The sequence below is a fragment of the Epilithonimonas zeae genome (assembly GCF_900141765.1).
Taxonomy (GTDB): Bacteria; Bacteroidota; Bacteroidia; order Flavobacteriales; family Weeksellaceae; genus Epilithonimonas; species Epilithonimonas zeae.
In genome coordinates this window covers 1,530,963-1,544,545 of the sequence record NZ_FSRK01000001.1, presented here as the reverse complement: position 1 = coordinate 1,544,545, position 13,583 = coordinate 1,530,963, and the positions used below count along the sequence as shown (strand labels likewise).

General features: G+C 39.5%; 18 protein-coding genes. 15 read left to right on the top strand and 3 right to left on the bottom strand.

Features of this window, described 5'->3' with window-relative positions:
• Positions 1–52: 52 nt before the first annotated feature.
• Positions 53–511 (bottom strand): PA2169 family four-helix-bundle protein, encoded by a 459-nt coding sequence (locus BUR19_RS07115; protein WP_074234264.1) that lies wholly within the window; start codon positions 509–511, stop codon positions 53–55.
• Positions 512–687: 176 nt separating this feature from the next.
• Between BUR19_RS07115 and BUR19_RS07110 the strand changes: the two genes are divergently transcribed.
• Positions 688–1,965 carry an NAD(P)/FAD-dependent oxidoreductase gene (locus BUR19_RS07110; RefSeq protein WP_074234262.1) on the top strand — a complete coding sequence of 426 codons (1,278 nt, stop codon included), beginning with the start codon at positions 688–690 and terminating at the stop codon, positions 1,963–1,965.
• Positions 1,966–2,150: 185 nt separating this feature from the next.
• Here the strand turns inward: BUR19_RS07110 and BUR19_RS07105 are convergent, their stop codons facing one another.
• Together BUR19_RS07105 and BUR19_RS07100 are read right to left on the bottom strand one after the other, a co-directional pair.
• A complete protein-coding gene (locus tag BUR19_RS07105) occupies positions 2,151–2,747 on the bottom strand; it encodes a Crp/Fnr family transcriptional regulator (protein ID WP_074234261.1) in 597 nt (198 codons plus the stop codon).
• Positions 2,748–3,011: 264 nt separating this feature from the next.
• Positions 3,012–3,608, bottom strand: coding sequence for a Crp/Fnr family transcriptional regulator (locus BUR19_RS07100; protein ID WP_074234258.1), 597 nt, complete (start codon positions 3,606–3,608; stop codon positions 3,012–3,014).
• A gap of 229 nt (positions 3,609–3,837) precedes the next feature.
• Here BUR19_RS07100 and BUR19_RS07095 point away from each other — a divergent pair, with 229 nt between their 5' ends.
• The 14 genes from BUR19_RS07095 (at position 3,838) to BUR19_RS07040 (ending at position 13,270) form a co-directional block, all read left to right on the top strand.
• Positions 3,838–4,074 (top strand): hypothetical protein, encoded by a 237-nt coding sequence (locus BUR19_RS07095; protein ID WP_074234256.1) that lies wholly within the window; start codon positions 3,838–3,840, stop codon positions 4,072–4,074.
• A 352-nt stretch (positions 4,075–4,426) separates the two neighbouring features.
• Positions 4,427–5,023 carry a Crp/Fnr family transcriptional regulator gene (locus BUR19_RS07090; RefSeq protein WP_083600673.1) on the top strand — a complete coding sequence of 199 codons (597 nt, stop codon included), beginning with the start codon at positions 4,427–4,429 and terminating at the stop codon, positions 5,021–5,023.
• A gap of 130 nt (positions 5,024–5,153) precedes the next feature.
• On the top strand, positions 5,154–5,450 hold the full coding sequence (locus BUR19_RS07085; protein WP_074234254.1) for a hypothetical protein: 297 nt from the start codon (positions 5,154–5,156) through the stop codon (positions 5,448–5,450).
• A 22-nt stretch (positions 5,451–5,472) separates the two neighbouring features.
• Entirely contained in the window at positions 5,473–5,976 is a 504-nt protein-coding gene (locus BUR19_RS07080; protein ID WP_074234252.1) for a CinA family protein, read from the top strand.
• A 15-nt stretch (positions 5,977–5,991) separates the two neighbouring features.
• Positions 5,992–6,789, top strand: a complete 798-nt coding sequence (locus BUR19_RS07075) for an SDR family NAD(P)-dependent oxidoreductase (RefSeq protein WP_074234250.1) — start codon at positions 5,992–5,994, stop codon at positions 6,787–6,789.
• Between the two features lie 6 nt (positions 6,790–6,795).
• The gene (locus tag BUR19_RS07070; protein ID WP_074234248.1) at positions 6,796–7,548 is read left to right on the top strand and encodes an SDR family oxidoreductase; all 753 of its coding nucleotides are present in this window, start codon (positions 6,796–6,798) and stop codon (positions 7,546–7,548) included.
• Between the two features lie 11 nt (positions 7,549–7,559).
• Positions 7,560–9,032: an alpha-amylase gene (locus tag BUR19_RS07065; RefSeq protein ID WP_074234246.1), complete on the top strand. Its 1,473-nt coding sequence runs from the start codon at positions 7,560–7,562 to the stop codon at positions 9,030–9,032.
• 24 nt (positions 9,033–9,056) lie between these two features.
• A complete protein-coding gene (locus tag BUR19_RS07060) occupies positions 9,057–10,574 on the top strand; it encodes an FAD-dependent oxidoreductase (RefSeq protein WP_074234243.1) in 1,518 nt (505 codons plus the stop codon).
• Between the two features lie 11 nt (positions 10,575–10,585).
• Positions 10,586–11,245 (top strand): DUF6766 family protein, encoded by a 660-nt coding sequence (locus BUR19_RS07055; RefSeq protein WP_074234241.1) that lies wholly within the window; start codon positions 10,586–10,588, stop codon positions 11,243–11,245.
• A gap of 71 nt (positions 11,246–11,316) precedes the next feature.
• A complete protein-coding gene (locus BUR19_RS07050; protein ID WP_074234239.1) occupies positions 11,317–11,931 on the top strand; it encodes a hypothetical protein in 615 nt (204 codons plus the stop codon).
• A 125-nt stretch (positions 11,932–12,056) separates the two neighbouring features.
• Positions 12,057–12,200 carry a hypothetical protein gene (locus BUR19_RS18935; RefSeq protein ID WP_175565878.1) on the top strand — a complete coding sequence of 48 codons (144 nt, stop codon included), beginning with the start codon at positions 12,057–12,059 and terminating at the stop codon, positions 12,198–12,200.
• A 30-nt stretch (positions 12,201–12,230) separates the two neighbouring features.
• Positions 12,231–12,725, top strand: coding sequence for a CinA family protein (locus BUR19_RS07045; protein ID WP_074234236.1), 495 nt, complete (start codon positions 12,231–12,233; stop codon positions 12,723–12,725).
• Positions 12,726–12,730: 5 nt separating this feature from the next.
• Entirely contained in the window at positions 12,731–12,886 is a 156-nt protein-coding gene (locus BUR19_RS18930; RefSeq protein ID WP_175565877.1) for a hypothetical protein, read from the top strand.
• Between the two features lie 6 nt (positions 12,887–12,892).
• A complete protein-coding gene (locus BUR19_RS07040) occupies positions 12,893–13,270 on the top strand; it encodes a hypothetical protein (protein WP_074234234.1) in 378 nt (125 codons plus the stop codon).
• The last annotated feature ends 313 nt before the right edge of the window (positions 13,271–13,583 follow it).

The following is a 13,583-nucleotide window of genomic DNA, read 5'->3' as shown; positions in this document are numbered from 1 at the left end:
AAAAGACCGTTGTAATGACGGTCTTTCTATAAACAATATATGATAATGATGATCATGCTTTGAAATTGTCTGCAATTCCTTTGAACTCATGGCAGGAATCTTTGATCTTTTTGAGTTGCTCGGAAACGATCGCAGAACTTTCACTGTCCAGATCATCACTGTCCAAAGCTTCCTGATAAGCCTGTATCGCAGCATTTTCCCCAAAGAGGACATTTTGTAAAGTTGACTCTTCCAAATGGGCTACAATAAAAGAATTTTTGAGATCGATCCAAGCTCTGTGCAGACTACCGGAGAACGAAGCTGAATCATTCGCATTGCCTCCTCGTTCAGTGATCAGATTGATGATCTCGTTTTTCATCACTTTGCACTGACTGGTAAAATGCTCATATTGATCCTGTAGCTTATGACTCTTTTCCCAAACTTTACCTTCGACCTTTTCAAAACCTTGCAAACGGTCATTGATAATATGGAGAAGGTCATTTAAAACTGAAATTGTTTTTGAATTTTCCATTGTAAAACTGATTTATTTAGAAAGTGAAATAACAATTTTGATGCCCACCTTTACAAATTTTTAAAATTTTTAAACAATTGATACAGTATATTTTAACACATGTGATAATCTAAATAATGGTGTTTATTTGGCTTAATTATGGTTCATTAATTTTAGAAACTTAAAATAATTTTCAAATGGAAAGTGGCAATAATATTATCATAATAGGAGGAGGATTTGCCGGTGTCGAACTGGTGGAACGTTTAATTAGATCTAATCAGAAACAACATGTCATATTGGTAGACAAAAACAACTACAACTTTTTCCCTCCATTGCTGTATCAGGTAGCTACAGGCTTTTTGGACGTCTCAAATATCAGCTATCCGTTCAGAAAACATTTCAGGGGTCATTCCAATTTTACATTCAGGATGGGAGAGCTCAAAGAAATAAGACCAAACGAAAACAAGATCATCTTGAATAATGGGGAACTTTCATATTCCAAATTAATATTGGCGACTGGAACGGTCACAAATTATTTCGGAAATGAAAATATAAGAAAGAACGCACTTCCTATGAAAACTATTTCAGACGCCATAAATCTTAAAAATATACTTCTGGAAAAGTTGGAAAAGGCATCACGTGCATCCAGTACGGAAGAGAAGAAAAAGCTGACGACATTCGTAGTGGCCGGTGGCGGGCCTACTGGTGTTGAAGTAGCAGGAATGCTGAGCGAACTTCGAAAAAATATCCTGTTCAAAGATTATCCTGAATTAAAAAATGAATTATTCGAGATCTACCTCATCGACGGTCTTCCAACCATTTTAGCCCCTATGAGCAAGGAATCGCAGAGATACGCAACAGATTCCTTAAAAGCAATCGGAGTGATCATAAAATTGGGTCAGGTGGTTAAAGATTATACAGATGACATTGTACAACTTGCAGACGGCACGACGATAGAAACTTCAAATCTGATCTGGACCGCAGGCGTAACAGCTGAAGTTTTCCCGGGTCTTCCAGAGAATTCCTATGGACAAGGGAAACGGCTGGTAACAGATGGAACCAATAAAGTGGTAGGCTATAATAATATATACGCAATTGGCGATACGAGCATTATGACCAGCGATCCGGCATTTCCAAAGGGGCATCCGCAGCTGGCGCAGGTAGCGATCCAGCAGGCCAAGCTTCTTGCATCCAATATCATATCAGAAAAAAAAGATCAGAAATTGAAATCATTTATTTACAATGATAAAGGATCTATGGCAATTATCAGAAGAAATAGGGCAGTGGCAGACCTGAATGGACCAATAAAACATTTCAACGGCTTTATTGCCTGGCTGGCCTGGGTCTTTATCCATTTGATGTCCCTGATGAATGTCAGAAACAAGATCACCACATTTTTGAACTGGCTGAATTCTTATACCACCAAAGATCAGCCGCTGAGAATGATTATCGACCCTTCAAAAAAGAATACATAACGATATCAAATAATAAAGTCGTAAATGAAGTATTTTCTTACTTAATATGATTTCCAATTTAAAAAATGTGATATGAAAGATTTCTTCAAAGATCAGGCTAGATCTAACTGTTGATTGATGATAGAAGCATCTAAATAGTATATTCTTATCGGAACGGAAAGTTCGATCCGTAACTTTATTAATGTTCAGTAATAGATCTTCCGGTTAACGATTTTCAATAGATTTTCCTTCTCCATTTTTTTGATCATTTTAATCGTCGTTTCCACGCACAAACCTGTAAGATTGGCCATCTCCTGCCTGGTAAGTGGAACCATAAATGAAAAGGGTTCCGTGTTGGGTTGCTTGCTTTTAAGGTGGTCCAGCAACGCTATCAGTTTATGGGAAGAGCGCTGCGCTGCGCTTTTGCCAATAATATTTCTGAAATGTATATGTTCGGATATGCTGTGGTTGATATCCAAACCCAGATTCGGGAATTCCTCAATAAGGCCTAGGAAAGAGGCTTTCGGCAACTTCGAAATTTTGCAGCTGGTCAACGCTACTGCATTCACGGGACTGCGTGCATTTTCCAAAAATAAGAGGTATTCTCCGAAACTCATACCTTCATCAATATTGTTCTGAAGTATTTCCTTGCCGTCGTCGGTGTAATTATTGAGCTTGACCTTTCCCTCAATAATCTGGTAATAATATTTTAAAATATCGCCTTCGAGAAAGATAAGATCGTTAATACCATACTCTACTATAACTGCGCCTCTTGATTCCAATATACACTGATCGATAACCATAGATAAATTTTTTTAACTTCTATGGAATGTGATTAATTCTATCGAAGCATCGGACCTTTGAAATATTTGGTCCTTTTTAAATATGGATACAAATTTACGGTGGACATTAGAGAAAGATTTATGACGCACGTCATATTTGGTATTTAGCGACCTTAGATTATTTGTATTTAAGGATTTGATCCATATCTTAATTATACAACAGTTTTTATATCGCGATCTTATAGGAAAACATGACCGGCATTATGAAATTTCGTTCTAGACTGATCAATAATAGATGCGCCGGTCTCTGATTTTCAATACGTCTTTCTTTTCAAGGTTTTTTATTGTCCGAATAACCGTTTCGACCCGCAGTCCTGTCATAGCAGCAATCTGTTGTCTTGTCAATGGTACTTTAAAAGAGAAGGGACTGTGGTCCTTGCTGAAACTTTTGTGATAATCCAACACACCTTTGATCCGCACGTCTGCGTATAGGGACGCATTATTCTCAACCATCAGATATTTATAATACAGCCGTTCCGAAAGAAATATATTGATGTCTTTGGAAACACCGGGATTTTCATCCAGCATTATAGAAAAGGCAGCCTTTGGAAGCGTTAAGACTGTTCCTGCTTCTATAACGACTGCATTCACGGGATATTTTTTGTCAATAAAAAGTAAAAGCTCGCAAACGCTGAGGCCTCGCTCCAAAATAGCCAGAATCAACTCCTTGCCATCATCGTTATAATGGTTCAGCTTTATCCTGCCTTTTACCACCTGATAATAATTTTTTGGTGTTTGTCCTTCGTCAAATATAATATCGCCACGGTCGAAATTCTCATATTCCGCGCCGTAGCTTAAAAGCAATTCTTCTGAGATTAGCATTACAGTCCGATTAGATAGATGCAATTTATGTTTTTTAATTAATAGGGCATTGCTTTTATCGAATCATTATTATTTTTTTGACGAAAAGCTCCTTCAATTTTGAATTGTCTAAACAGTGATTGTTGAACAATATATCCCATTTCAGGCAAATAATTCGTGGTATTATGACTGCGGTCATAATAGTTTGCTGATCGAGTCAATAACTTTGAATTTAACAAAATAAATCATTATGAAAAAGTTTCTTTTAGCATTTAGTGCATTAACTATTATGAATTGTTCAAAAAATGATTCTTCGCAGACCAGCTCCACGAGCAGTGATTCTTTGCCAACCGATACCACAACGGCGATTCCAAATCCCGCACCGCAGATAGACAGTGTGGCATCTTCCGCATCTGGCGCAACTTCCGGGAGGATGTCGGACAGTACTTCAAACTCATCTCCTTCAAGAAGAGATTCTGCCAGATAGCGAAGTTTTTAAAAGTTAATAACAAGGTTTCATCTATAGAATGAAACCTTTTTTTATTCTTGTTGCGGATTCTATGTATTTGAAATGCTTGTGAAGTGGCGCAAAAGTTATAAATACATCATCAAAAAAATATTTATAAAATTAATTGTATTTGGTGTAAATAAACACTAAATATTCAAATATTATTATTTATTAATGCATTATATGTAATTTTAAGCTGTTTTTGTTACGTTTTGGTATAAACTTTGATTGATGCTAGACACACTTCGAGATGAAAATAATTATATCAATTTAGTAATTTGTTTCATTTGATCCTAATGTTAGGTCATTTGAGAATTAAAATTAAGGTGTTATGGTTATCAAACAATGTATTCTTGAGTCGGTCGGCGCATTTACACAAAATTACGACTCTGCCGAACCCATTTTTTTGGAAAACGACGTTCCAAAATTCTACTTCCAGATCATAGAAGGTAAAGTAAAACTTAACAATTACAATGCTGAGGGAAAAGAAGTGCTCCACAATATCCTTGAAAATGGACAAAGCGTAGGAGAATCCTCACTTTTCCTTGATGGCACCTACCCGGTAAATGCCATTGCGCTCACTTCGTCTAAGGTTTTAAAACTGCCTCGATCCGCCTTCATTGATCTTTTGCTGACCAATCCTGAGATAAGCATGGAAATCAATAAGCGCATCTCCAGTTTCCTTCATTTTAAACATGTCATGGGACAGATCATCTGCACGCACAATCCCATGGCCAAGATCAAGGCGTTGCTGGATTATCTGAAAAGTATCCACAAGGACAAAGAACCTTTTTCTTTTCAGGTTCCGTTTACACGTCAGGAAATGGCGAACTTGACGGGGCTCTGTGTAGAGACCACTATCCGAACCGTCAAAACAATGGAAATGAACAACATCGTCAAGATCAGGAATAGAAAGATCCTTTACTAGAAAAATTGCATTTAGATTTTACATTCAAATTTTTTCAATATGACGGAAGTCATAAAGTATCGAAATTCGAAATTCTAACTTTGATTATAGCCCTACAGGTTCACCCTGTAAGGATTTTAAAATCAATAAGATGGAATGCGAAAAACTACTCGATGCCGTAAAAAAAGATTTTACCAAGATCGTCAGCAAAGGCGATATGTTTCCAGCAGGATCTGCGATTTATGCGAAACAGATAAGGAAGGGCATTTTCCTGATAATCAACGTGTCGAAAAAAATAGACAATGACCCTGTCCATGCTATGATAGGCAGTTTCGAAAGCATTGAAAGTATAGGCGTAAAAGAACCCATCCAGCTGTTGTTCCATTTAAAGATCAATAGCAATGAAGATCTGTACCATCTGAAAACCTATTTGTCATTGTCAATATAACCAATCGTAAAAATTAGCATTCATGAAATTTTCAGAAATACTATTGCAAAAGATCAGCTATTATTTAAGAGACAGAAATGAAAAGATCTCTATCGCCGAAAGTGTGACCTCCGGAGCTCTTCAGCTCGCCTTTTCGCAAATGCCAGGTGCGGAACAATTTTTCGAGGGAGGGACGACCGTCTACACTATTGATCAGAAAGTCAAGCACCTTAATATTGACTATGATGAGGCAAATGCTGTTAATTGTGTTTCCAAAAATATTACGGAGACAATGGCAATCAACGTCGCCAAGCTGTTCAGAACTGAATGGTCAATTGCCACTACGGGATATTCAACACCGGTACCTGAATCTGGAAATGATATTTTTGCTTTTTATGCTGTAAGTTATAAGGGAGAGGTTGTATTATCGGACCGCATTGAACTTCACCCGCTAACAAAGCCTATGGATGCCCAGAGTTATTTTACCGAATGTGCCTTGAGCAGCCTGAGGTGCGAAGTAAAACGACCCTTTCCGCAAACACATTAACGAACAAGATAAATTATGGAAACTAAAACAAACTACGTTCTTATAACCGGTGCAACCAGCGGTATCGGCTATGAACTTTCAAAATTATTTGCGAAGGACGGTTACAACCTTATTATCGTCAGCAGGAATCACGAGCACCTTGTGCAAAAAGAGAAGGAACTGAGGAATTATGGCGTCGATGTGATATCGATTGCTAAGAATCTTTTTCAGTCAAGCGATGTCTATTCGCTTTATGCAGAACTTACCCTCAACGGGATAAGCCCTGAGATACTGGTGAATGATGCGGGGCAAGGCTATTACGGTAAATTTGAGGAGACCGATATTCACCGTGAGATCGATATCGTAAATCTCAATATCATCTCTGTGCTCATCCTTACCAAGCTTTTTATCAAAGACAGGATAGGCAAGGGGTCAGGAAAGATATTGAATCTCTCATCGATTGCGAGCAAGGCGCCAGGACCCTGGCATTCAGTGTATCACGGTACCAAAGCATTCATTCAATCCTGGACAGAGGGGATCAGGGAAGAATTGAAGGACACCGGCGTTACTGTGACAGCGTTGCTGCCGGGACCTACAGATACTGATTTTTTCAATAAGGCCAGTATGAACCAGAGCAAGATCCTGCAAGACCGCGACAATCTCGCAGATCCTGCAGATGTTGCAATGGATGGTTACAAGGCTTTGATGAATGGGGATGATAAGATAGTGTCAGGTCTCAACAACAAACTGACCGTGGCAATGTCCAACTTATCCACAGACAGTTTAGCGGCACATAGAATGAGTGAAATGCAAAAACCGGTAACAGAAAAATAAATGATAATGTCCGCTCCACAACTAAAAGATAAAGTTCTTCTAATTTCAGGTGCTGACAGCGGAATTGGGAAAGCTGTAGCATTGCTGTTTGCAAAAGAGGGTGCCGACATTGCGATAATATACCACAGTAATGACAAGGACGCCGAAAATACCAAATTAGAAATAGAACAACTGGGAAGGAAGGTACTTTTGTTCAAGGGGGATATCAATGATGCCCAATTCTGCAATTTCACTGTCAATAGGGTCATTTTAGAATTTGATAAAATAGATATTCTGATCAACAATGCGGGGGTGCAGTTTCCAGCGGACGATATTGCAAAGCTTGAAGAAGACAATATACGGTCCACCTTTAATGCGAATATTATCGGAATGATCTTGCTGACAAAAAAAGTGTTCCCGTATTTGAGATCCGGATGTTCAATTATCAATACCACTTCAGCAGTAGCTTATCAGGGCCACAAAGAATTGCTGGACTATTCAGCAACCAAAGGGGCCATTGTTTCTTTTACAAGATCTTTGGCACTACAGGCAAAACCAAAAGGTATCCGTGTAAATGCAGTGGCTCCCGGTCCGGTCGCAACCCCTCTGACAAAAGAGACTTTCGGTGAAGAGGAGGAAGACCTCAGCAGGCCACCTTTGGAACGGAACGCTTCATCCGAGGAGATCGCACCTAGCTTTTTATTCCTGGCAACGGAAGCATCTTCCCAGATAACAGGGCAGGTTCTGCATCCGAATGGAGGATTGATAGTGAACGGATAAACTTAAATGATATGAATGGGGTAATTATTCAGTTTTTCCATTGGTATCATCCCGGTAATCTTTGGAACGAATTTACAGCGAAGGCGGAAGAATTAAAAAACCTTGGCTTTACAGCGGTCTGGTTTCCTCCGGCGGTAAAATGTGCGGGAGGGACTGATGGAAGGGGCTATGATGTCTATGATCTCTATGACCTTGGTGAATTTGATCAGAGAGGAAGTTCCGCCACAAGGTACGGGACGAAAAAGGAATATCTGAAAGCTGTTAAGAAAGCTCATGATTCTGGACTTCAGGTCTATGCGGATATTGTCCTTAACCACCGCCTAGGAGCGGATGAATGTGAAGCCATAACCGTCCAGCAGGTCAACGTCGAGAATAGAAATGAAAAGATCAGCGAACCCTTTGAGGGTGAAGCATACACCAAGTTGACATTTCCTGGCAGAAACGGCAAATATTCTGAATTCATTTGGGATCATCAATGTTTCAGTGGCATAGACCTTATCAAGAAAGATAATGAGGATAAAAAAGGTATTTTCAAAATTCACAATGGATATGGGACAGAGTGGAATAACGCTGTAAGCCATGAGTTCGGCAATTACGATTACCTGATGGGCGCTGATGTCGAATTCCGCAATCCCTATGTTGTCCAAGAACTTAAAAACTGGATCAAATGGTATATTGAAACGACGAAAATTGATGGCCTTCGTCTGGATGCGCTAAAGCATATCTCCAGCGACTTTTTGAAAGATTATATTGCTTATATAAGATCAGACATTGACAGAGGTTTTTTTTTCGTAGGCGAGTTTTGGAAAGATAAAGTGGAATCCTTATCAGAGTTTTCTGAGAAGATCAATCATTCTCTTTCGTTGTTCGATGTTCCGTTGCACTACAATTTTTTCAGGGCCTCCAAAGAAAAAAAGGCGTATGACCTCACGCAAATTTTTGAAAATACATTGTTTCAGCAAGATCCTGTAAGGACGGTCAGCTTTGTAGGAAATCACGACACTCAAAGGCTTCAGTCCTTAGAATCGACGGTCGAGGATTGGTTTCGACCCATTGCTTACGCGATCATTCTGCTTTCCGAAAATTCCTACCCGTGTGTTTTCTATCCTGATCTCTATGGCGCCGAATATTGTGATAAGGATGAGAATGGAAAGGAGGTAGTAATAACGATGCCAAAGGTCGGAATCCTGACAGAACTAATGGAAGCCAGAAAAAAATTTGCTGTTGGCGAACAGGTCAATTATTTTGACCATCCGAATTGCATAGCGTGGGTTAGAAAAGGAAAATATGACAATGGCGGTTGTGTTGTCATCATTTCAAACAATGATGAAGGCTACAAGGACATAGAATTTGGAAAAGAAAATGCTGGAAAAAAATATATTGACTTTTTACAAGTAAGGTCAGACATGATTACACTTGACGAAAACGGTGCTGGTAGATTCTGGGTGGATCCTTTATCTGTAAGTGTCTGGGTCAGGAATTGACAATCTATTTAAAAATATAAAGTTATGAACAGAGACGGCGTAAGAAAGAGTCTATGGCAGGAAGAGATCAAAAATATTCCGGCCTCCATCAATATCAACGGCACTTATGATGTCGCCATCATTGGCGGCGGCATTACGGGTATTTCTACAGCTTACAGATTGCAGCGTTCAGGCGTGGAATGCATCCTTATTGAAGCTTTCAATATAGGATTCGGCACGACCGGCGGCACAACGGCGCACCTGAACAATTTTTATGATACCACCTATGCCGAAGCGATAAGCAAATTTGGGCTAAGCAATTCAAAGCTTCTGGCAAGGTCTGCAAAAGAGGCGATGGAGATCATCGAGGCCAATATCAACGACAACCGAATTGACTGCGACCTCCTGGAGAGGTCAGCTCATCTATTTGCCCTGGACGATCAGCAGAAAAAGAAACTTGAGGAGATGATGGAAGGTTCTGAAAAAGTGGGACATGTGATGATTCCCATTGAAGAGACCTCATATCCAATCCCATTTACAAAAGCGGTCGAAATTCCAGGACAGGGACAGTTTCATCCTATTAAATACATCAGCGGATTATCACGTTCATTCCTTAATTCCGGCGGGACCATTGTGGAGAACTGCCGCTGCAACAGCCATTCCGAAGAGGATGACCTTATTGTTCTCAAGACATCAAGAGGCGTTATAAAAGCTAAAAGCGTGGTCTATGCCACACATATCCCACCGGGCATCAGCAGGCTACATTTCACCAATTCGCCTTACAGAAGCTATGCTATGGCGTTCACGCTTCGAAATGGCCGCTATCCTGAAGAAGTAGGCTATGACCTGACGGATCCATACCATTATTACCGTGTACACGAGATCAATGGCGAGAAACTTCTTATTGCCGGTGGCGAAGACCATAAGACAGGGCACGCTGATGACACTGGTGAATGCTTTTCTATGCTGGAAAATTATGTAAGGGAGTATTTCGATGTCGACCTTGTCAAGTACAGCTGGTCCAGCCAATACTATGAGCCTGTGGACGGCCTGCCGTACATCGGTAAACTGCCAGGCACCAAAAATATATTCACCGGCACGGGATTCCGGGGAAACGGAATGATGTTCGGAACTTTGTCATCCAAGGTGATCAGTGATCTTATTCTTAGTGGGAGCAGCGAATACGAGAGGCTTTTTGATCCGTCGAGGGTAGATCCTATTGCTGGTCTTACGGAGTTTGTAAAAGAGAATATTTCCGTTGTGAGCGACTTTATAAAAGATAAATTATTTGTGGAAAAGATAGCTTCCCTGTCTGAAGTCAGCGATGGGGAGGGCAGGGTTGTCAAATATGACGGTGAATCTTACGCTGTGTACAAAGAATCCAAAGGCAGGGTCCATCTTTTGAAAAGCACCTGTCCACATGCAAAATGCGAGGTACGGTGGAATGGTGCGGAACTTTCCTGGGACTGTCCATGTCACGGTTCTCGTTTTGGAATAGACGGCAAAGTCCTGACTGCTCCCTCAGTAAAAGATCTGATCAAGGTCAATGAGAAAAATATATAAACAACTTAATCATGGTATCCAAACGAAACTTTTTTTATAGAAATAGCCTCAGTATCGTTCTGATCAGCCTGACGTTGATATTTCTTGCTGCCCAGTCATTTACCGGATGGAAGACCGAAAACAAGGAACTTGCAGAAAAAGGACAGGCTCTGCTAAACTTTAACGAGTATTTGCAAAGCGGACACTTTATTGAGACCACATTTGAAAATTGGGAGAGCGAGTTTCTGCAAATGATGCTTTATGTTGTTCTTACCGTGAAGCTGCGGCAAAAAGGTTCCAGCGAATCCAAATCCCTTGAAGACGAAGAAGATGTGGACAAAGATTCAGTTCCACATCCAAAAGCACCATGGCCTGTCAAAAAAGGTGGAATATGGTTGCGTATCTATCAACACTCGCTTTCAATTGCTTTTGCAGTTCTATTCCTGTTGAGTTTTGGCCTGCATTTTTTCGGCAGCCTGAAAGATCATAATTCCGAGCAGAAAATCAATGGACAACCGCTGGTAAATGCTGGTGAATATCTGACCGGATCAAGATTCTGGTTCGAGTCCTTTCAGAACTGGCAGAGTGAATTTTTAGCGGTTGCTTCGTTGGTCCTGCTTTCGATATGGCTGAGGGAAAAGGGATCGCCGGAATCAAAGCCCGTGGATATGGCACATGATGAAATTCCTTGATCATCTGCTATTATTTATGTTAAAAACCATTTGTGATTGTGTTATATAACTTATTTTTTAAAATTTCAAATATGGAAGCGAGCAAATGTCCTGGAATTCCATCGCAGATAAAAGGTGCTTTTCATGATACGAAAAGTCAAAAAGATTTTAATGTGCCCGAACTCGCCGCTCAAAAATATATCGAACTCAAAAAAAGATTTCTGGACGTCAATCATTGGAAAGATCAATGTGGTAAAGGTTCAACAGATTTTAAACTTTACAATGACCTTGGGGAAACTTTAGAGCGGCTGCCGCAAGTTGGGGATTTTGTACGCATCGATATTCCTGGGCCGGGAGATTTCCGTGCCAGAGGTTTCGACTGGGTGCGGATCGTCGACCTTAGTGCTCAATTTGTTAACGCAGACGAGATTGAAAGCCAGTTGATGATATGCAGGCCATCAAGAATGCCCGGTGATACCAGCGGCAATATATCGCATTTCTATTCTCAGGAAGCGACCTCGTCATTTCGAATTGCGAGAGGAAAAAATTTTATAAGGGTAGGGATATACGGAAGAAATGAAACGCCTAATTATACCAAGACAGGTTTTATTAACAAAATCCGGAATTTCATTATAACACTCGGTGGTTTCGCAAAGGTCACCAAAATCCAGTGGAAGTGCCTGGCCGACGGTCTGCTGGACTTTTAGTGCAGTTTTCATCTTAGTTAGATCTTTTGATCAAATTTCACCATGGATGCTATATATTATGACTGATGTCATAATATATAAAAACGAATCCCAAATATCTTTGAATCAACCAAAAATAAAATATTATGAAAAAGTTATTATTGATCTTAAGTTTAGGTCTTATTTTCAGCTGTACAAAAAATGATACGGCTCAAAATGAAAGCGGTACAACGATGAAACTGGACAGTTCGTCCGATGCTGACGCAGAAACTTCAAAAACAGAAATTTGATGTTCCAAGCACTACTTATAAAGAAGTATTATGATATTTCACAAGCCAACATTAGACCTGATCAGTCAGTCACTGCTGCTAAAGGGTAAAACTATTTCCGTTGCTGAGGACGTAACTTCTGGTCTTTTGCAGTTTTCCTTTTCTCAGATGCAGAATGCCCCTTTGTTTTACAAAGGCGGGATGACAGTCTGCACTGTGGATGAGAAGATTAGGCTGCTGAATGTTGAGCCGGCTGAAACCAGAAATTGTGGTATTTCAGAATATATTGCTGATAAAATGGCAGTGGAGATAGCAAAAGTATTCCATACGGATTGGGGAATAGGCATTACCGGATATGTATCTCCTATTCGGGAGTCCGGCTTTAGTATTTATATGCATTTTTCAATGTCCTATAAAGGGTCAGTGGTTTCATCTCGCAAGATGGAACTGGATCAGGCAATGCCATTAGGTGAAGCTCAGCTTTTCTTTACCAGAAATGTTTTGGAACAATTCAAATGTAAATTAGAATCTTACAAAATATCTTAACAAAAATGAAAACACTTATTACCATATTTTCATCTTTCCTATTGGTGTCCTGTATCTGTGAAGAAGAGGACAGAGATCCTGTAAAAAATAAAGAAGCGATTGCAGATCAAAGTACTGCCCGTAATTATATTGCGATAGACAGTATTGTTGTAAAACATTAATTGAAGATGCCAAAGATCTTTCCTTTTTTGCATGGATGCTATTATACCTTAACTTCAGTCTGGCCACTATTGCATCTGGATAGCTTTCTTAATGTTACAGGTGGCAAAACCGATATCTGGCTGGTAAGGACTGTGTCAATTGCCTTGTTGCCATATGGTCTGCTTTCATTTTATATCGCATTTTCTAAAAGGAAATCGCCGATCGTGGCCTTGACCTGTGCGCTTTGTTGTTTTGGTCTCGCTCTGGTAGATGCCTTTTATTATATGGCAGGCGTTATCAAATGGGTATATCTTATAGACGCTGCAATACAGATGATATTCCTATTGTATTGGATCAATTATATGTTCAATTACATTCACAAAACTGATAAGAGAATAACATAGGATTTCATTAATTAAATTATGATCTAATTATATCACCATCAATTTAAATACGATTCATATGTATTTAATTATATCGTGCATATCGAAATTACAAGTGCAACAATTAATATTTTTCTTATTTATCAGGCTTAAAACTATTTTGGAAGTAAAAAATTTGTAAAAGTTAAGTTTTAACATAAAATTAACCTGAAAATACAAGATGTTCACTTTTAATATGACTCCGGTCATAATATGATAAATGTCACTCTTTCTAGCTTTGCTTTATACTTCACTAAGTAAAAATGAATATTTCAACCTAAGCTGTTTATCTAAT